At 51.2% G+C, this 18590-nt stretch carries 18 protein-coding genes; 8 read left to right on the plus strand and 10 right to left on the minus strand.

The features are described 5' to 3' along the window. The 4 genes from D0B88_RS04415 (at position 1) to D0B88_RS04430 (ending at position 5113) form a co-directional block, all read left to right on the plus strand. Positions 1–1815 carry an ABC transporter ATP-binding protein/permease gene (locus D0B88_RS04415; RefSeq protein WP_225318530.1) on the plus strand — a complete coding sequence of 605 codons (1815 nt, stop codon included), beginning with the start codon at positions 1–3 and terminating at the stop codon, positions 1813–1815. 299 nt (positions 1816–2114) lie between these two features. After that, on the plus strand, positions 2115–4313 hold the full coding sequence (locus D0B88_RS04420) for an ATP-binding protein (protein ID WP_151055448.1): 2199 nt from the start codon (positions 2115–2117) through the stop codon (positions 4311–4313). Beyond that, positions 4291–4653 carry a response regulator gene (locus D0B88_RS04425; RefSeq protein ID WP_040391023.1) on the plus strand — a complete coding sequence of 121 codons (363 nt, stop codon included), beginning with the start codon at positions 4291–4293 and terminating at the stop codon, positions 4651–4653. Before D0B88_RS04420 ends, D0B88_RS04425 begins: the two co-directional genes overlap by 23 nt. A 10-nt stretch (positions 4654–4663) precedes the next feature. Continuing rightward, positions 4664–5113, plus strand: coding sequence for a chemotaxis protein CheX (locus D0B88_RS04430; RefSeq protein WP_151055450.1), 450 nt, complete (start codon positions 4664–4666; stop codon positions 5111–5113). An 18-nt stretch (positions 5114–5131) separates the two neighbouring features. On the opposite strand, the gene D0B88_RS04435 is transcribed toward D0B88_RS04430, so the two are convergent. The 4 genes from D0B88_RS04435 to D0B88_RS04450 all read right to left on the minus strand — a co-directional run bounded on the left by D0B88_RS04435 (position 5132) and on the right by D0B88_RS04450 (position 8076). After that, positions 5132–5956: an MBL fold metallo-hydrolase gene (locus D0B88_RS04435; protein WP_151055452.1), complete on the minus strand. Its 825-nt coding sequence runs from the start codon at positions 5954–5956 to the stop codon at positions 5132–5134. A gap of 138 nt (positions 5957–6094) precedes the next feature. Next, positions 6095–6319 (minus strand): VF530 family DNA-binding protein, encoded by a 225-nt coding sequence (locus tag D0B88_RS04440; RefSeq protein ID WP_151059241.1) that lies wholly within the window; start codon positions 6317–6319, stop codon positions 6095–6097. A 9-nt stretch (positions 6320–6328) separates the two neighbouring features. Beyond that, on the minus strand, positions 6329–7528 hold the full coding sequence (locus D0B88_RS04445; protein ID WP_151055454.1) for a Bcr/CflA family multidrug efflux MFS transporter: 1200 nt from the start codon (positions 7526–7528) through the stop codon (positions 6329–6331). Between the two features lie 119 nt (positions 7529–7647). Further along, complete coding sequence (locus tag D0B88_RS04450; RefSeq protein WP_007638862.1) at positions 7648–8076, minus strand: hypothetical protein; 429 nt, start codon at positions 8074–8076, stop codon at positions 7648–7650. 262 nt (positions 8077–8338) lie between these two features. On the opposite strand from D0B88_RS04450, the gene D0B88_RS04455 reads away from it, so the two are divergent. Together D0B88_RS04455 and D0B88_RS04460 are read left to right on the plus strand one after the other, a co-directional pair. Further along, entirely contained in the window at positions 8339–8548 is a 210-nt protein-coding gene (locus D0B88_RS04455; RefSeq protein ID WP_007638858.1) for a cold-shock protein, read from the plus strand. Between the two features lie 201 nt (positions 8549–8749). After that, on the plus strand, positions 8750–10510 hold the full coding sequence (locus tag D0B88_RS04460) for an ABC transporter transmembrane domain-containing protein (protein ID WP_151055456.1): 1761 nt from the start codon (positions 8750–8752) through the stop codon (positions 10508–10510). Between the two features lie 113 nt (positions 10511–10623). On the opposite strand, the gene D0B88_RS04465 is transcribed toward D0B88_RS04460, so the two are convergent. The 5 genes from D0B88_RS04465 to D0B88_RS04485 form a co-directional block, all read right to left on the minus strand. Beyond that, positions 10624–11817, minus strand: a complete 1194-nt coding sequence (locus D0B88_RS04465; protein ID WP_151055458.1) for a lytic polysaccharide monooxygenase — start codon at positions 11815–11817, stop codon at positions 10624–10626. 329 nt (positions 11818–12146) lie between these two features. Further along, a complete protein-coding gene (gene phoR, locus D0B88_RS04470) occupies positions 12147–13430 on the minus strand; it encodes a phosphate regulon sensor histidine kinase PhoR (protein WP_007638854.1) in 1284 nt (427 codons plus the stop codon). Positions 13431–13580: 150 nt separating this feature from the next. Further along, positions 13581–14279 (minus strand): phosphate regulon transcriptional regulator PhoB, encoded by a 699-nt coding sequence (gene phoB / locus D0B88_RS04475; RefSeq protein WP_007638853.1) that lies wholly within the window; start codon positions 14277–14279, stop codon positions 13581–13583. Positions 14280–14409: 130 nt separating this feature from the next. Then, positions 14410–15276, minus strand: a complete 867-nt coding sequence (ubiA, locus tag D0B88_RS04480; RefSeq protein ID WP_151059243.1) for a 4-hydroxybenzoate octaprenyltransferase — start codon at positions 15274–15276, stop codon at positions 14410–14412. Between the two features lie 164 nt (positions 15277–15440). Continuing rightward, a complete protein-coding gene (locus D0B88_RS04485; protein ID WP_151055460.1) occupies positions 15441–16031 on the minus strand; it encodes a chorismate lyase in 591 nt (196 codons plus the stop codon). 141 nt (positions 16032–16172) lie between these two features. On the opposite strand from D0B88_RS04485, the gene D0B88_RS04490 reads away from it, so the two are divergent. Together D0B88_RS04490 and D0B88_RS04495 are read left to right on the plus strand one after the other, a co-directional pair. Continuing rightward, entirely contained in the window at positions 16173–16448 is a 276-nt protein-coding gene (locus D0B88_RS04490; protein WP_007638849.1) for an HU family DNA-binding protein, read from the plus strand. 84 nt (positions 16449–16532) lie between these two features. Next, on the plus strand, positions 16533–17834 hold the full coding sequence (locus D0B88_RS04495) for a dicarboxylate/amino acid:cation symporter (protein ID WP_151055462.1): 1302 nt from the start codon (positions 16533–16535) through the stop codon (positions 17832–17834). On the opposite strand, the gene D0B88_RS04500 is transcribed toward D0B88_RS04495, so the two are convergent. Next, positions 17831–18535 (minus strand): hypothetical protein, encoded by a 705-nt coding sequence (locus D0B88_RS04500; RefSeq protein WP_007638838.1) that lies wholly within the window; start codon positions 18533–18535, stop codon positions 17831–17833. The two genes, D0B88_RS04495 and D0B88_RS04500, sit on opposite strands and share 4 nt — an antisense overlap. Positions 18536–18590: the final 55 nt, after the last annotated feature.

Genomic DNA, 18590 nt, shown 5'->3' on the forward strand with positions numbered 1-18590 from the left:
ATGCGCGGTATGCACTCCTCGGGTTTATCGGCCCACCCCAATCAACAACCCCGCCCTGAAAATGCCAAGGTGAATTTACGCCAGAGCATGGCGTATTTGCTTCCCTATTTGTGGGATTTCAAAGGGCGAGTCATTCTTGCCATTCTCGCCCTGCTCGCCGCCAAAGGCGCAACCCTGGTGATGCCCTGGGCGCTAAAACATATTATTGATGGGGTGGATGCCAGCCTCGCGTCGCCGTTAATCTTTCCCGCGTTTTTTATCCTGTTTTACGGCGCGCTGCGTTTTGGCAGCGTGTTTTTTGGCGAGGTGCGCGACGCGCTGTTTAGCCGCGTGACCGAACACGCCATGCGTAAAATCGGTTTGCGGGTATTTAACCATTTACATTCGCTGGAGCTGGCGTTTCATCTGGATCGCGCCACCGGTGGCATTAGCCGCGATATTGAACGCGGCACCAATGGCATCAGTTTTTTGATGCGCTTTTTAATGTTCAATATAGTGCCCACACTGTTTGAAATTTTAATGGTCGCGATTATTTTTGCCGCGGCATTTTCCATTTGGTATGCGGTGATTACCTTAGTCGCCGTAGCCATCTATGTGGTATTCACTATTTACACCACCGAATGGCGCAACAAATTTGTACGCGAAGCAAATCAGGCAGATTCCTCCACCAGTACCCGCGCAATTGATTCGCTGCTCAATTACGAAACCGTCAAATATTTTAACAACGAGCAGTACGAAGCTGACACTTACGACAAATTCCTCGCCAACTGGGAGACAGCTAAACTAAAAAATCGCATGTCCTTGTTGGCTCTCAACTCGGGGCAGGCATTAATTATTGCATTGGCCATGACCGCGATGATGTGGATGGCGGCAGACAGTGTCATCAAAAAAGAAATGACCCTTGGTGATTTAGCGATGATTAACGCTTACATGATCCAGCTATTTATCCCGCTCAATTTTTTAGGTTTTGTCTACCGGGAAATTCGCCGCTCGCTCACCGATTTGGAAAATATGCTCGCGCTGTTAAAACGCGATGCAACCATTAAAGACGCGGTGGATGCCAAACCTTTGGCAATTGCCAAGGGTGAGATCCATTGGCAAGGGGTAGATTTTGGTTATCACGCCGAGCGTCCGATTTTGCAGCAATTTAATTTGCATATTCCGGCGGGCAGTAAAGTGGCGATTGTGGGTTCCTCGGGGGCGGGCAAAAGTACACTCGCGCGCTTGCTCTATCGCTTTTACGATATTCACGCGGGCAGCATTCAAATCGATGGGCAGGATATTCGCACTGTCTCGCTCGCAAGTTTACGGCGCGCCATCGCCATAGTGCCGCAGGACACGGTGTTATTTAACACCACTATTCGCGAGAACATTGCTTACGGCAACCCGCAGGCGAGCGACGAACAAATTGCGCGCGCAATAAAAATGGCGCACCTGGATAACTTTATTAACAGTTTGCCCGAAGGCGATAAAACGCTGGTAGGCGAGCGCGGATTAAAAGTATCCGGCGGGGAAAAACAGCGTATTGCTATAGCGCGAGTATTGTTAAAAGGCGCACCGATTTTAATTTTTGATGAAGCCACCAGCGCCCTGGATTCCCATTCCGAAAACGCAATCCTGGAGGCGATGCGCGCTGTTGCCACCGGCCACACGACTCTGGTCATTGCCCATCGGTTATCCACCGTGGTGGACGCCGACCAAATTGTGGTGATGGACAAGGGGCAAGTTATTGAACAGGGCACCCACAACCAACTGCTGGAGTTGCAGGGACGTTACGCGCAGATGTGGGCGCTGCAATTGCAAGAGGAAAAATAATCAGCGCCTTAATTAATAGGACTAAACCTTAAAAAAGATCCAAAGCTGTGCGCGCCTACTTTGGTGTGCACCAGTCTCCGTGCAACCACATCACAATTTACGCTGCATTTTCTATGTTGGTGGCTATTTTTAGCACCAAAATAAAACATTTCCCGCGCCAATGAATGCTTTTTTAACTTGGCACAGCTTTCGCTACAGCTTGATCACTAGGCGCAACCGCGTCAGGAGCAGTGATGGGCAATATCGGATCGCCCGACAGCAGTGTTGCTGCAATTTTTCTGGTCATAAGGGCGTGACGCATGTCGACTTCGTTTCAATTCAATTACGGTAAATACCGCGGCATTTTAATTTCTGTCGCACTTTTTTTATTACTCGACGCTTCGGTATTGCTGCTCAACTTTTATGTCTCTTTTGAAATTGCCGACGACGCCGTAGGTGTAAACCTTGCGGGCCGTCAGCGCATGTTGTCGCAGCGGATGGCAAAAACTCTGTTTGTATTGGATAGCTCACGCGGCGATCCCGCTGCTTTCCAAACTGCCTATGAAGAGCTGTTATTCAGTAAAACGTTGTTTGATGAAACCCTGCAAGCTTTTGTGCAGGGCGGCAGTGTGCGCGGTGGCGCCGGGAAAGAAACAGTAATCCTCGAGGCAGTAACCAATCGCGCCGGGCGCGATGCACTGCATAACACCGCGCAACTTTGGCGCCCTTATAAATCCGCAGTCGATGATTTTGTTGCCAGTGCAGCGCCAAGCTTGGGGCAGCCGTTAACGGCGGACACTGAAAATGCGCTGAGCGCCGCCGTTGCTATGGCGCGCCTGCACAACTTGTCGATACTGGCGTCCATGAACGACCTCACCTTGAGCCTTGAGCAAGTCGCCGCTTCCAAAGCCAAGCGCTTGCGGCTGATTCAAACCATCGGTATCAGTCTGGCGGTAATGAACTTCCTGTTTATTTTGCTGCACTTTGTTCGCCAATTGCGCGACAGCGATGCGGTGATTGAAAAAGCGCGACGCGAAACCATGGAAATTCTGGAGACGGTAAATGAAGGGCTATTCCTGATCGATAATAAGTTAATGATTGGTGAGCAGCACTCGGCCAAGTTAGCCGAGGTGTTGGGCAATCAGACCTTTGCGGGCAAATCATTTCTGACTTTGTTGGAAAACATGATCAGCGAAAAAGACGCAGAAACCGCGCGCGGTTTTATCGAATTATTGTTTGATCCAAAAATCAAAGAAAAACTGATTGGCGATTTGAATCCGTTGAGTTTGGTGGAAGTAAACATTGCCCAGGTTAATGGTGGTTTTCTTACTAAACATTTGCAGTTTAGTTTTGCGCGCGCGTATCAGGAGCGAGAAATTTCCCATGTGTTGGTAACGGTGCAGGATGTATCCGAGCAAGTGAAACTCGCGCGCGAATTAAGTGAGAGCCGCAAGCACAATGAATCCCAGCTGGAAATGATTACCGGGTTATTGCATACCCACCCTGAACTGCTGAAAGAATTTATCGATAACAGTTTTCAGTGTTTCAATCGCATAAATGGCATTTTGCGACAACCGGCCAAAACCGCACAGGCGGTACGCGATAAAGCAGTCACTATTTTTCGCGAAATTCACAATTTTAAAGGTGAAGCTGCTTCACTCAAACTGGCATTTTTTGAAAATGCCGCCCACAGCATGGAAGACACCCTGGCGCAATTGCGCAGCAAACCGGATATTAGCGGCAATGACTACCTCGGCCTCGCGGTGCAACTGGAAAACTTAATCAGTTATACACAACAAGTGCAACAGCTCACCGAAAAACTGGGACAGTTTTCGCTGGTGAGCAATAAGGCACCACGTCCGGCATCCACGCAAAATATTACCGGTAGCCGTCGCAACGATGGCTGGGATCATCTGAATGACTTTGTACAAAATATGGCGCTGCGCAACGGTAAACAAGTACGGTTGGTGGCCAGTGGTTTGAGTGAAATCAACCTGGCACCAGAGTGCGAGCAACAGCTGAAAGAAATTTGTATCCAGTTACTGCGCAATGCTGTGGTGCACGGCATAGAAACTCCGCACGAGCGGGAGCTGAGCGAAAAACCAATGGTGGGGCGTATTGATTTGCGCCTCGCCAAATTATCAGACGCCGAAATGGAATTGACCATTAGCGATGATGGTAAGGGTTTGGATTATGTCGCCATCCGCGAGAAAGCCCTGGCGACAGGAAAATGGTCGGAGCAGGAAATTGAATCCTGGAGTAATAAACAATTACTCGGGTTAATTTTTCAAGCGGGGTTTAGTACAGCGGCGGAGGTAACAAAAGATGCGGGGCGCGGCATAGGCATGGAGGCAGTAATGCAACATGTTATTAGTCAGCGCGGCAAAATTAATGTGGCCAGTCGTGCCGGTGAATTTTGTCGTTTTGTTATTAGCTTACCTATTATTCCGCCTGTAAATGAACAAACCCTATCACCTGTTTCACAAGGATCTGCCTATGCTGTCACTGATGATTGTTGATGACTCCAATATTATTCGCCGCAAAATTGAGCGCTGTAATGACAGTGATCAATTTAACGTAGTGGCGTCGGCTGCAAATGGTTTACAAGCCTTGGAATTATTTAAACAAACACGCCCGCAATTAGTCACCATGGATTTAACCATGCCGGAGATGGATGGCATCGCCTGTATCCAGCAATTGATTGCGCTTGACCCGGCGGTGCGGATTTTGGTGGTTTCTGCACTGTCGGATAAAGCCACGGGTATTGATGCATTAAAAAAAGGGGCGCGCGGATTTTTATGCAAACCCTTTACGGAAGAACAACTGCTGGATGCATTGAACGAGCTAACCCTGGATTAAGGATCAATAAATGTCTGAACAAACCATACAAGTATTTATCGATGGTGTTGTGCGCTACTTCCATCACACCAATGATAAGGAAGTGAAAGTTGGTACGCCTTATCTGGTCGAAAACAATAATCCCGCTGCTTATGATATTACCGGCATTATTGGCATTTCCGGCCCTTACCGTGGCTGCGTGTATTTCACCGCGCCGCGTATTTTATTAAAGCATTTACTGCTTAGTATCGGTGAATCCGATACCAGTAATGAACATATTTTTGATCTGGTGGGTGAGGTGGCCAATACTATTTCCGGTAATGCGCGCAGTACCTTTGGCCATGAATTTATGATCTCGGTACCGGTAATGATTGAAGGCGCGCCCAATCATATTCATCTGCCTGCGCAACTGCGTTCCTATGTGATACCGGTATATTGGAAGTCCTATCACGCAGCGGTAGTTATTTGTTTGGAGCAATAAAGTGCTTTGTGCACGGAATTATTTTTTATAACCCGCTTTCTGCGCATCAAAATGGTGTTGATTCATTAAATCAATGCCACAGGACAAGTTGCTAATCCAATCCAGAAAACGCTGCACCATGGCGCGCCCCACAAATGGGCTGCCATGCTGTGGCACCATCATTTCCACATCCATGTCGCGAATCATATTCGCCCACAAGCGGCAGGCTTTATTGCTTGCCATATAGCGTTGGTGAAAACCGAGCATATGGGGAATGTGCGCATCAAAATCGATTACTGGTTGCTCGGCATGCTCTTCAATAAGCGAAGCGCCCATATCGCCACTGAATAAAATTTTACTGACCGGATCATAAAAATGAAAATTGCCTACGGAATGTAAAAAGTGGGCAGGCAACACAATTATTTCACCGCGACCAAATTCAATCGCGCCGCCTCTATCGGGCATGGCGATAATACGTTCATCCAAGTTTTGGCTTAACTGCTGGGTAATATATTGCGAGGCCAGATGCGGCAAAAAACGTGACCAGAGTTTGGAGGTGACAACCTGACATTGGGTATACATCATCCAGCGCGGTAGCGAGGCAATAATATCCGGATCTTGATGTGAGGCAAAAATGTAATCCAACTGATGGGTTTTAACCCGTTTGCCCAATTCAATATTGAGTGGTGTATAGGTGAGGTCGCCGCCGGGATCAATGAGTGCGGCGCGGTTATTGTCGATAATTAAAAATTGATTGGCTTGAATACCCTCACCCACCACCAGATCAGAAAACTGGATACATTGATGGCCATCTTTGTTGTAGAGAAAATGGGCTTTGTCGCGCGGAATGATTGCCTGATTCATGCCAGTTGTGTCCTGAATGCAAAGGGCACAGCATAAGGGCTTCATTGTCCACCGAGTTGATGCGAGTCAAACACCGCCACAATAATTGCTGGTTGTTGTTAAAATATTTGGCCATCAAAAAAATAATCGGCAGGAAAATCAGCAGTCAGAAAAAGCGGTAGCCAAATAAAGTTGTTCGACTTTTTCACGCGCCCAAGGTGTTTTGCGCAAAAATTTCAAACTGGATTTCACACTCGGATCACTTTGAAAGCAGCGAATGCTGATTAATTGCCCCAGCTCTTGCCAACCATAATGTTCAACAAGACGGGTAACGATGGTTTCCAAGGTCAACCCGTGCAGTGGGTTATTTTTTTGATCCTGCATGATATTCACTCACAGTGCGCCCGGCGCAGGTTGTTTATCCACAAACCAATACCAGAGTTGACAGAGGGCAACTGCGCCGACACCGCTGAGCATCAGCAGCGCAAAGGGCATGGCAGTTCCCGTATAAAAATAAGCAAGTAATGGCCCGGCAAAGGCACCGCTGCCAAACCGTAAAGTTCCGGTAACCGCCGTCGCCGTACCGCTGTGATGCGGGAATTTCATCAATACAATTGCATCAGCATTAGTGGACATCAGCGTTAAGGCCCCCATCAGTGGCGCTATGCTCAGCACTGTCCATAACAGGCCCAGCTGCAAATAATTCACGAGAAATAAAACAAAGGCGCTAATTAGCGCAATCACTAAACCACAGCGTAACATCCGCAGCGAGCCAACCCGCGTAACCAGGCGGCTATTAATAAAATTCGCGAGGATTAAACAAATCACGTTGGCTCCAAAGAGCAGGCTAAAGGTTTGTTCACTCACGCCAAAATAATTAATGTATACAAACGATACGGCTGTGATAAAACAAAAAAACGCAAACGACCCGAACATCATACTCAGAATCATCGGCCGCGCCTGGCGATTGGAAAATACAATTTTATAACCGCTAAAAAATCCTGCGGGTGCATCGTCATTGCCAGCAATTGGCTGGCTAATCTCTGGCAGCCACTTCCACACCAGTGCAAAAATCATCGCTCCATAAAGCGCTAACACAATAAAAATACTGCGCCATTCACTGAACCATAAAATCACACTACCAATGCCCGGTGCGAGCAGCGGGGCGAGCATCATCATCATGGATAAATAGGACATGCCCTTGGCGGTGTGTTCCTGATACAACTGTCGCACAAAGCCCGGCACTACCACGGTGGCGGCCGCGCCACAAAATGCCTGGCTTGCGCGCAAGAGTAAAAATATCTGCGCATCTTGTACTAACGCCAGCGCAATACTGCTGAGGGTAAAACCGGTTAAGCCAAAAATCGCCAATGGCCGCCGCCCCAGGGAATCTGCAAGTGGCCCAAACAACAGCATGCCCGCACCATAAGCGGCGAGAAAAATACTCAGCGACTGTTGCACTGTGCCAATGTGTGTGTGCAAGTCGGTGGCGATATTGGACATAGCCGGTAAATACATATCCACTGCCAGTGGTGTGGTGGCAATAACGGCAGCGAGCAGTACTATTAAATAAGGATGCGATTGACGAGTCATGACAGAGGATGTAGCCGCAAGTGAGGCGAGAGAGTAATAACATCCTAGTCGGTGCGCAGCACAATAAAGAGCCCGTCTATTAAAACAGATTCAACGAATTTTTAGATGGATAGACCCGCCTATTCACAATTCTTCCGCAGTTTAGTGATGGCGTCAGGGTAGTGTGTTTGTAATAAGGCCAGCTGTTCAGCGCCTAAATATTTTTGTGCGAACTCCCAGGGTTCAACACCGTTGTTCCAATCGCAATGCACTACAGCGAGAGTGGCCAGATTCTGCGCCACCGACGTTTTTAAATAAGGGCGATAATTTTTTTCCTGTGCCAAATGCGCAAAACTATCCAGCGCAGTTACGTAAAACGCAGTATCGCGTGAGAAAGAAACGCGATGGATTCCTGCTTGCTCCATAATGGCTTTGACATAAACAGGCTTCAACGGTGCGGCAGTGGTGGGCCAATCCGCCAGAGTAAAATCATTGGTCTGGGCCAGCGCGCTGGTGCAAAGTGCGCTGGCGGAAAGCCCTAAAAATACTCTCTTCAACCATACCAACATACTAAAATCCTCCAGGGAAAATGCGCTGCACAGTATAACCTTCTCGGGTTATGCCCATGAGTTGCACAGTGAAAGTTAAATGATTGACTTTGCCTCAAAGGCGTGTAGACTTGGATTCAGCTTGAAAGTACGTCTAATATTTATGCACCACATTTCGAAGTTCCAGTAATAGAATTTTGGCCTGTTTACATAAGTAATTCCCACATTTCCAGCACAATCGCCCCTCGGGGTAATCCTTACTTTTGTATTAATAGGTAACACTATGTCTAAAACTACTACTGGCACTGTAAAATGGTTCAACGAAGCTAAAGGTTTCGGTTTCATCGAACAAGAATCTGGTCCAGATGTTTTCGCTCACTTCAGCGCCATTTCAGGTTCAGGCTTCAAAACCCTGGCTGAAGGCCAAAAAGTTAGCTTCACTGTGACCCAAGGCCAAAAAGGCCCACAGGCTGAAAACATCACCGCTATCTAATTCCTTGCGGATTTAGAAGTGTGATTAAAAAGGCGAGATGAAAATCTCGCCTTTTTTATCGCCCGTCATTTTGTTATTTCCCCGCACTGTTTTACTTCTGACCCGGCCTGACAAAGGTCACCACTCACGCACGTTTGCTTGTATTTAACCTGCGCTCCCCAATCTCCTGCTGATCTACCACTTCCCCCTTCTGGAATAGCTATGCCCACTGCCCTGACCCGACGCCGGATTTTGGTCGACCTGCTCGCTCCCTATAAAACCCGTATTGCCGCAGCTTTACTGGCGCTGGTGATTGCCGCTGGCTCTGTTTTGCTGATTGGGCAAGGGCTTAAACAAGTAATCGATAAAGGGTTTGTGGCGGGCAGTGCGGAGTTGCTCAATGTGGCGCTGTTGGGTTTATTGGCGGTGATTTTATTGATGTCGGTGGCGACTTACGCGCGTTTTTATTTGGTCTCCTGGCTGGGTGAACGCATTACCGCGGATTTGCGCCGCCGGGTATTTGCCCACCTATTAACCTTATCACCCGTATTTTTTGAGCAAAACCGTACTGGCGATGTACTTTCGCGCCTGACCAATGACACTACCCAGTTGGAGACGGTGATTGGCTCCAGCGTTTCTATGGCGCTGCGCAACGCTTTGCTGTTGCTGGGTGGTTTGGTGATGCTGGCGGTGACCAGCTTGAAATTAATGGCGCTGGTATTGGTCGCGATTCCCTTTGTATTGGTGCCGATTATCGCTTTTGGCCGTCGGGTGCGAACTCTGGCGCGGGCCAGCCAGGATTCAGTCGCCCATGTCGGCGCCTATACCGATGAGGTGATTCACGAAATTCGTACCGTGCAATCCTATGGCCATGAAGCGGCCGCCGGTGCGGTATTCAATCAGCGAGTGGAGGCGACTTTTGCGACGGGCATCAAGCGCGTACAGCAGCGCGCGTTATTGGTGGCTGCAGTTATCACCCTGGTGTTTAGTGCCGTCGCATTGATCCTTTGGGTGGGCGGCCACGATGTACTGGCAGGCCGAATTAGCGCGGGCGAACTGTCGGCGTTTATCTTTTACGCCGTGTTGGTCGCCAGTGCGATGGGTACTATTTCGGAAGTGATTGGGGAGTTACAGCGCGCGGCGGGTGCGACCGAGCGCTTGGTGGAGCTGTTGGCGACACCTTCCAGCTTGCCACTGCGCGCCGCCCCTTTGCCGTTACCCGAGCCTGCCGCCGGTTTGGTGGAGCTGCGCGCGGTTCATTTTGCCTATCCGTCGCGGCCGGATACACAGGTCTTTGCGGGGTTTGATTTACGCGTAAATCCCGGTGAAAAAGTCGCCTTGGTTGGCCCTTCGGGCGCGGGTAAAACCACGGTTTTTCAGTTGTTGCAGCGTTTTTATGATCCGCTGGGCGGCAGTGTATTACTCGATGGCGTCGACCTGAAAGACGCTGACCTACAGGCAGTGCGCGCGCGCATCGCTCTGGTGCCGCAGGATCCGGTGATATTTGCCACTAGCGTGCGTGACAATGTGCGCTATGCGCGGCCCGAGGCGAGCGATGAGCAGGTTATCGCGGCCTGCGAGGCGGCATTCGCCATGGAGTTTATTCAGCAGTTACCCGAGGGGCTGGATACCGATTTGGGCGAGCGCGGTGCACGCTTATCCGGCGGGCAAAAACAGCGTATTGCTATCGCCCGAGCGATTCTTGCGGATCGCCCGATCTTATTGCTGGACGAAGCTACCAGCGCATTGGATTCCAATAGCGAACAGGCAGTGCAACAGGCGCTGGAGCGACTGATGCAAAACCGCACCACCATTATGATTGCCCATCGCCTTTCCACGGTGGTGAATGCGGATCGCATTGTGGTGTTGCAACAGGGCCGGATTGTGGCGACAGGGACTCATACGGAATTGATGGACATGAGTGAGTTGTACCAGCAATTGGCCCGTTTGCAATTTGAGCGTGAACCCTCTGGCAATAGCTGAATTACACGAATCAGACAGGCATAAAAAACGGCCACTGCGCAGGCAGTGGCCGTTTTTATTTGATGGTGCCGGAACCGACTTGCAGGGCAGATCCGGCACTCAAGATTGCGCCATTATTGGCAGCTGCGCACCAGTGACCAGGCGTTGGTCCAGGCCCAGCCAGTACCCGGTGCGTAGGGGCCTCCCACGGTGCACCAGCCAGCCACGGTGCAGCTGTACTCGCTACCACCGTTTTGTACCAAGGCTCCTGCAGCATAGGTCGCGCCGTTGACATAGGCGGGTGAGCTACAGTTGCCGGTAGCGGCCGAAGATGAAGACGCTACCGCACTGCTCACGCTGGACGACGAGCTGGCAAGGATGCTCGATGCCACCGAGGATGAAGCTACACCACCTACACAGGCACCCAGATCTAACCAATAGCTGTATTGGCCGCTGTTGCTTGCAGGATTGTTATTTTGCGTCCAGTAGTTGGCCTGGTACCGTTTGCCATTGTGTTGCACTTGGGTCGGTGCGGTATAAGCAATGCTCGGGTTCCAAATGCCCAAACCTTCACAGGTATTGTTGGAGATGCTGGAGGCGATGGAGCTAGAGCTCAATGACGCTACCGATGAGTTATAAACCGACGAAGCGCTGCTGCTGGCCGGTGGGTTAGAACCGTTGCCGTAGTCGATATCGATACATTGATAAAAGCCTTCCGCCGCATCGCGCAGCCAGTCGCGTTGCCAAATGCTGTACACAATGTGACGACCGGTACGCGGTGGCAGTTGTACCCGATGGGTAGATACGGCTTGTTGATCTTCCGGGCCTGAATCGTGAATCAATTCCAGATCGCTCCAACGCAACGGCTGGCTGTGATCGTAACCTTCACGGGTGATGTAGTAGCGGAAATAGGTGGTTTTGTGCGCCGCGGTATTAGTCCACACAAAGTTCAGTGGACCAGCAGTCACGCTGGTGGCTGGCCAGTCGGTGCGGGCGAGGTCCATGCCAAACAGGTTGGCGCGGTTGGCGCTACACAGGCGGCCATCGGGAATAAAGAACTCATGGTTGTCGCGCACACCGCCCACCGCCACTTCTTGCGGGGTGTACAAGCCGCCGTTACCTGCTGCTTTGGCTGCGATACACGCGGGGTGACTGGGGTTTTCAATACCGTTTTCCTTACATTGAATCACCCGACTTTTGGGTGATGACACGTAGCCGTGGGCGCTGGCTTCGGTAACGGCAAACAAAGAACTGAGGCTGATGATTAAGGCTGATACGCCACAACTTTTCAGGTTGAGGCGTGAGTGCCATTTATTGATCTTGTTCACTCTGGATCTCCTGCTGGAAGTAAAAAAGGTATAACCGGTGCCACTTGAGCGGCGCGGTAATGTTCAGTGCATTTATATCCAACAACCGGGGTGCGGATATTTTGCAGCAGCAATGAGTCTAAAATGACAACGTTGTATTTGGCGAGTCCGACTTTCGGGTTGAGCGGTAGGAGTTTGCGTAGCGCGTTCGAGTTTTGGCAATAATTCGGATTAATTTCGCCAAAAAAGCCTTTGAATTACAGGGTGTGAAAAAATTGTGATGCTGGTCTCACCCTCAAAAGGATGAGACTCCGGTAGTAAATAAGCCTGATGTGCGAATGTCGGTGTAACTATTGCGGCAGTGCAAAGACACAAATAAACATACTGCCCTTGCCTAGTTCACTGGTAATTTTTAATTCGGCGTAATGGCGCATCAGCACGTGTTTCACAATCGCCAAACCCAACCCGGTGCCGCCGGTGCCGCTGTTGCGGCTGGCATCCACACGATAAAAACGCTCGGTCAGGCGCGGAATATGTTGGGCATCAATGCCAGGGCCGTTATCGCTTACCGAAACATAAAAATGTTTCTCGTCCTGCCATAACAGCATGTTGATGCGCCCTTCGGGCTGGGTGTATTTAATGGCGTTAATTACCAGATTGGAAAAGGCGCTGTGCAATTCTTTTTCGTTGCCCTGCAACAATAGCGGGCGCGTGGTGTTGTTGCACACCAGCGTGAGCTGTTGGTTTTTATCCTTGCTTAATACTTCCGCTTCGCTTTTCACAATAGTGAGCAGCTGCTCAATATTAATGGGCTTGTAATTGTGACCCGCCTCAGTGGTTTCGAGTTTGGAAAGCACCAGTAAATCGTTAATCAGCAGCGACATACGCTTGGCTTGCTGCAACATTTGCTGCAGTGGTTTATTCCAGCTCGGGGTGGTGTTGTTATCGGCGAGGGTTTCCACATAGCCGTTTATCACCGTGAGCGGTGTGCGCAATTCATGGGAGACGTTGGCGATAAAATCCTGACGCATTTTTTCCAAGTTGTGCAGTTGGGTCACATCACGCACCACAATCAATCGCTCCATTTTGCCAAACGGGGTGATTTGGAATTGCAGGTGTTTGGAGGGAAAACGCGGCGAGGGAATTTCCAGCGGCTCGCCGTAATTGCCCTCTTCAAAATAGGCGACAAATTTGGGGTGACGCACAAAATTGATGACCGATTGCCCCTGGTCTTTGGTATTCAACCCAAGCATGCGATGGGCGGCGGGGTTCCAGAAATCCAGATGGCCGCGCGCGTCCAGAATGACCAGCCCGTCTTTGAGTGCTGAGCTGATTTCCTGGATGCGTTTGATCACCGCTTGCAGGTTGTCTTTTTCAATGCGTTGATCGCGCTGCAGTTGGTAGATGTTGTCGAACACCTGCCCCCAGATACCACTGGCCTCCGGCGGGTGTTCGCTCTCGCGTTTGAGTAGCCACTGGTTCAAGCGGCGCATTTGCCAGAGCATCCACACAATGTAAATGCCACAGCCGAGTAGCATCCACAGCGCGTAGTTGTCGCTGAAAAAACCAATCAGGCTGCAGGTGGCGAGAATAATCAGAATGCGCTGGAGTTCAGCGCTGAAACCTTTTAACAAGACCTAAACCTCGTGGCACAAAAGCGAGCGCAAAGGGGCGGACAGTCCTGCAAGACCATCGGAGGGAGGGATCCCGACGATGAGCCTCCAGGGATGGATTTACGGCGTGTCTTGCAGGACTGTCCGCCCCTTTGTGCGAATTCAGGGTAATCAGGCTTCGATTCGGGTAGAAAAACGATAGCCGGTACCGCGTACGGTTTGGATCAGGTCTTCGTGACCGTCGATGGTCAGGGCTTTGCGCAGGCGGCGGATATGCACATCGACCGTGCGCTCCTCCACATACACATTGCCGCCCCAGACATGATCCAGCAATTGGCTGCGAGTATAGGCTCTTTCCTGGTGGGTGAGAAAAAACTCCAGCAGGCGATATTCAGTGGGGCCCATATCGACTGACTGATCGTGGATGGTGACGCGGTGGCTGGCGGGGTCCAAACACAGACCCTGTACGGTGATGGGGGCGGCGGAAATCTGTGGGTCGGCACGACGCAATACCGCTTTCAAGCGGGCGACCAATTCACGCGGTGAAAAAGGTTTGGTGATGTAATCGTCGGCGCCAACTTCCAGCCCCTGAATTTTGTTGTCCTCTTCACCTTTGGCGGTGAGCATGATGATGGGAGTATTAGCGGTAACTTCGTCGCGCTTCAGGCGGCGCGCGAGTTCAATACCGCTGGTGCCGGGCATCATCCAATCCAACAGGATCAGGTCGGGTTTTTCGTCGATAATCAGGCCGTGAGCGTCCTGCGCGTTACTGGCTTCCAGCACTTGGTACTCGGCCATCTCCAGTGCCACACGCAACATATCGCGAATGGCGGATTCATCGTCGACGATAAGAATTTTGCGACCAGTCATAATCTTCTGCCTAATAAAACTACGGTAGGCTTCACGTTTCATGAAGCTATTGTTGCAGCTTATTTAATAAGCTCAGTGTTACATATTTATGACAAGTCAGAAAATTGTAGCTGCGTGCAGTCGCGTGGGCTTAGCGCCAGTAATAATCCATAGCTAAACCGGCAAATACCGCCACACCCACCCAGTTGTTATTTAAAAAGGCTTTGAAGCAGGCTTCGCGCGCGCGAAAGCGAATCAGCCATTGTTGATAGGCAAACAAACCACCCGCCACCGTCAAGCCCAGATAATAGAACAGCCCCAGCTCAAAGCGATTGCCCACCAGAATCAGCGCATAGAGCGCCAGGATTTGCAGGATGCCGGTCATCAACCGATCCTGTTCCCCAAACAAGATGGCGGTGGATTTCACGCCGATTTTAAGGTCGTCCTCGCGATCCACCATGGCATAAAAGGTGTCATAAGCTACCGTCCAGAGCACCACGGCGAGGTAAATCAGCCAAATGTTTTCGTGTAGCGAACCGGCCTCGGCCGCATAGGCCATGGGTATTCCCCAGGCAAACGCGGCACCCAATACTACCTGCGGCAAGTGGGTGTGACGTTTCATAAAAGGGTAGCAGAAGGCGAGCAACAGACCGCCGAGGGAGAGTTTGATGGTAAGCGGGTTGGTCATCAGCACTAATGCAAAGGCGATCACGCATAGGCCAATGAATAAAAAAATCGCCTCGCGGCTGGAAACTGCGCCGGTGGCGAGCGGGCGATCTTTGGTGCGCGCGACGCTGCCGTCGATTTTGCGGTCGGCAAAGTCATTGATTACGCAGCCAGCCGCGCGCATCACAATCACACCCAGAGTAAAAATCACCAGATTTTTCACGCTGGGTATGCCTTTGGCTGCCAGCCACAGGCTCCAGAGGGTGGGCCAGAGCAGCAGCAATGTGCCTATGGGGCGATCCATGCGCATCAAGCGCCAGTAGAGCGGCAGTTTTTGCTTGAGTTTGCCCATAAACCCGCTAGTCCCGGCCTTTTTAGCCGCTGTTGTACGCGGTTTTGGCGTATCTGTAGTTGCTGTTTTTGGGCTGGCGGCTTTGGTGCCAGCTGCTTTTGCAGTGGCAGGTTTAGCGGAGCGGCGGGGCGTTTTAGGGGTTGTCATAAGCCGATATTCAAATGTTATTGATTATTGATCGATGGTTTATCCTGCAACAACTGAGCGCAGAGCGCGGGTAAAAACACCTCACTCACCAGCAGCGGTTTCCCATCCAATGCAAACACCGAGCGACGTCCCCAGAGTGAGTTCTGGCGGGCGATACTGGCGTGCACATAGCCATCATCGGCGCTAAAGGCGGCTACTGCAATGGGGCTGCGCCGCAAGTGCGGCTGACTAAACAAAAAGGCGCCGAGTGGACGATTGTGCTGTTTGCGCAGGTGGCGCAATTTACCGCTAAGGCTGGACAGCGGCAGTACACTGCGCGCAAATACCCATGGCTGGTTGCGACCACACAGAATTACCTCGCGGATTAATGCGCGCGCGGGCCGCGCCATGGCGAGTGCTTGTTGTTCTTCACGGCTGGGGAGGGCGAGATATTGACGCAGAACCTCCAAGTGAAACTGGCCTTGGCTGAGCGCAATCAAACGGGCGGTGAGTGAGCCGCTATCATCCAGCCAAGCGCATAAGGCGCGCGGAGGACGGCTTTGGGGCGGCAGCTGTCGGCGTGGGCGCCAGCGGAAACTGCGGTGGGTGGAAGCTATCGCACTGGGCAAAACTATCTCCTCTGCCTGCTGTGAGCGGGCGCAGTTTATCAGCTTGATTCAGAGCGCGGTGGTGAAAAAGCGCCGTCAAGCCTGCCGCAACCGCCTGCAAGCAGGTAAACTCGCGGCTTGATACCCTAAAGGAGAAGCATTATGCATAAGACCGATATAGTTGTTGCCCTGGCCAATACGACTGACCTGGGCGTAAATAAAGCGGATTTGGTGGTCTCGGCGTTTATTGAGCAGATCACCAATGCCTTGGCGCGCGGTGAGTCGGTAGCGCTGCTGGGTTTTGGCAGTTTTAATGTGAGCGAGCGCGCCGCGCGTGAAGGCCGCAATCCGCAGACGGGTGCCACTATCCAAATCGCCGCCAGCAAAACCGTCACCTTTAAAGCGGGCAAAGCGTTGAAAGACGCCGTTAACGAATAATTTTTTCCCTGTTCATCCCCTCTGCGGCGGTTCGCTGCCGCAGTCATCTACCCTCGATACCCAATAATTCCAAGAGGTTTTCCTATGTCACTGACTAACAAGATTCTGCTCGGCATGCTGTTGGGCATTGTAGTTGGGGTAGTGTTTAACCTGATTTTAGGGGTAGATGAAGCGAATAAGGTTCCAGCAACGCAACTGGGGCAATGGTTGCAGACGGTTGTAATCAATGGCCTGTTGGATGCGATTGGCCAGGTATTTGTTGCCTCGCTCAAGTTATTGGTTGTTCCGCTGGTATTTGTCTCGCTGGTCTGCGGTGCGGCTTCGCTGGGCGGGCACAGCCGTATGGGTGCACTGGCGACCAAAACCATGGCGCTCTATTTGTTGACTACTGCGCTCGCGATTGCATTGGCGATGGGCGTGGCGGTAATAGTCCAGCCCGGTGGTGATGTGGATATGGCTTTGGCCAGCAACTACGCGGCACCTGAAGCCCCCTCGATTAAAGAGACCTTTGTCAGTATTTTCCCCAGCAACCCGATTCAAGCCATGGCTGAAGGCAATATGCTGCAAGTCATTGTGTTTTCGATTCTGTTTGGTGTGGCCATAGCGCGCACCGGCGGGACTATTGGCAGCAACATGAGCACCTTCTTTGAGAACCTCAATGAGGTGGTGTTAAAGATGGTGATGTTGTTGATGCAGTTGGCACCCTATGGTGTGTTTTGCCTATTGGTCAAACTGTTTGCCTCGCTGGGTTTTGGTGCCATTCTCGATCTCGCCAAGTATTTTTTTACGGTGTTATTTGTATTGCTGCTGCACGGTTTGGGCGTCTACGGCCTGCTGCTGAAAACCCTGAGCGGCTTAGGCCCGCTGATTTTCCTGCGCAAAATGTGGAAGGTGATGGTATTTGGTTTCAGTACTGCCTCCAGCAATGCCACCCTCCCGGTGACCATGCGCACGGTGGAGCACGATTTGGGGGTGGACAACAAAGTGGCCAGCTTTTCGGTACCTCTGGGCGCCACTATTAACATGGATGGCACCGCCATCATGCAGGGCGTGGCCACTGTATTTATCGCCCAGGCCTACAACATCGATATTGGTCTGATGGGTTATCTAATGGTGATACTCACCGCCACTCTTGCCTCGGTCGGCACCGCCGGTGTGCCCGGTGTTGGTCTGGTGACTCTGGCGATGGTATTGCAATCGGTGGGGTTGCCGGTGGAAGGCATTGCGTTGATTATCGGCGTGGATCGCTTTTTGGATATGGTGCGCACCGCCGTGAATATTACCGGCGATGCGGTTGTTTCAGTAATTGTCGCCAAAAGTGAAGGCATGCTCGACGAGACACGCTTTAACGATATGACCCTTAACGCCGAAACCGACCCTGTCTAGTGGCGGGTGGCGGTTTCGTCGTCATCCAGATCAAACTCCACGCTGATGGAAAGATCCTCCACCAGACAGGGCCAGCGCTCCAGTTCCTGTTGCCAGCCCTTCACTTTGTGAGTAAGCACATAGTCTTCGATGTGCTCGCCCGTAAACCCCTGTTCATCCAGAAGCAATTCGGCTGAAAAGAGCACCGCCTGATCCAATTCATTGGCAAAGGGCTCGCCAATTAATTCATGGGCAATCACATTGGCGAGAGTCATATCCATCGGCGCTAGCGGAATGCCACTTTTTGCCATAAAGCGATCATTCACTTCCTCCAGCAAACGATGCGCAAGGTAAGCTTCGTCAAGCAGCGCCTGCAGTTGGCTATGCGGGTCCACAATTGACGGTGGCGATAAAAAGTAATCACTGGCGATTTTCAGCAGTGGCTTAACATCCTCGTAGATGCCCGCTTCCTGCGCCATGGTGCGGATCGCATCGATAAAATCGGGCACGTGTTTGATGTAGCGCACCACAAAATCGGCGAGCTTTTTGGTGGCCTTATCGGCCGGTAATTTAATGGCGTTATGCAGGTGCCCTTTGCGGCACTCCACAAATTCGAGCAATTTGCCTGACGCGGAATCCTGCTCCTGCGCTTGGCGAATCAGCTGGCGAATGGGATTCAAGGGGTCATTCATGGTGCCCGTGTACTGGTTATAGGTGATCACATTTATTGTCCTTCGCGGCGCCTACTTCAACGAGTGGCGATTTAAAAGTAAACCA

Origin of the sequence: Cellvibrio sp. KY-YJ-3, from assembly GCF_008806955.1 — a bacterium.
Classification (GTDB): Bacteria; Pseudomonadota; Gammaproteobacteria; order Pseudomonadales; family Cellvibrionaceae; genus Cellvibrio.

Coding starts and splice junctions, on each gene's coding strand:
- D0B88_RS04415 (WP_225318530.1), top strand. CDS start 1: ATGCGCGGTATGCACTCCTCGGGTTTATCGGCCCACCCCAATCAACAA.
- D0B88_RS04420 (WP_151055448.1), top strand. CDS start 2,115: ATGTCGACTTCGTTTCAATTCAATTACGGTAAATACCGCGGCATTTTA.
- D0B88_RS04425 (WP_040391023.1), top strand. CDS start 4,291: ATGCTGTCACTGATGATTGTTGATGACTCCAATATTATTCGCCGCAAA.
- D0B88_RS04430 (WP_151055450.1), top strand. CDS start 4,664: ATGTCTGAACAAACCATACAAGTATTTATCGATGGTGTTGTGCGCTAC.
- D0B88_RS04435 (WP_151055452.1), bottom strand. CDS start 5,956: ATGAATCAGGCAATCATTCCGCGCGACAAAGCCCATTTTCTCTACAAC.
- D0B88_RS04440 (WP_151059241.1), bottom strand. CDS start 6,319: ATGCAGGATCAAAAAAATAACCCACTGCACGGGTTGACCTTGGAAACC.
- D0B88_RS04445 (WP_151055454.1), bottom strand. CDS start 7,528: ATGACTCGTCAATCGCATCCTTATTTAATAGTACTGCTCGCTGCCGTT.
- D0B88_RS04450 (WP_007638862.1), bottom strand. CDS start 8,076: ATGTTGGTATGGTTGAAGAGAGTATTTTTAGGGCTTTCCGCCAGCGCA.
- D0B88_RS04455 (WP_007638858.1), top strand. CDS start 8,339: ATGTCTAAAACTACTACTGGCACTGTAAAATGGTTCAACGAAGCTAAA.
- D0B88_RS04460 (WP_151055456.1), top strand. CDS start 8,750: ATGCCCACTGCCCTGACCCGACGCCGGATTTTGGTCGACCTGCTCGCT.
- phoB (WP_007638853.1), bottom strand. CDS start 14,279: ATGACTGGTCGCAAAATTCTTATCGTCGACGATGAATCCGCCATTCGC.
- ubiA (WP_151059243.1), bottom strand. CDS start 15,276: ATGGGCAAACTCAAGCAAAAACTGCCGCTCTACTGGCGCTTGATGCGC.
- D0B88_RS04490 (WP_007638849.1), top strand. CDS start 16,173: ATGCATAAGACCGATATAGTTGTTGCCCTGGCCAATACGACTGACCTG.
- D0B88_RS04495 (WP_151055462.1), top strand. CDS start 16,533: ATGTCACTGACTAACAAGATTCTGCTCGGCATGCTGTTGGGCATTGTA.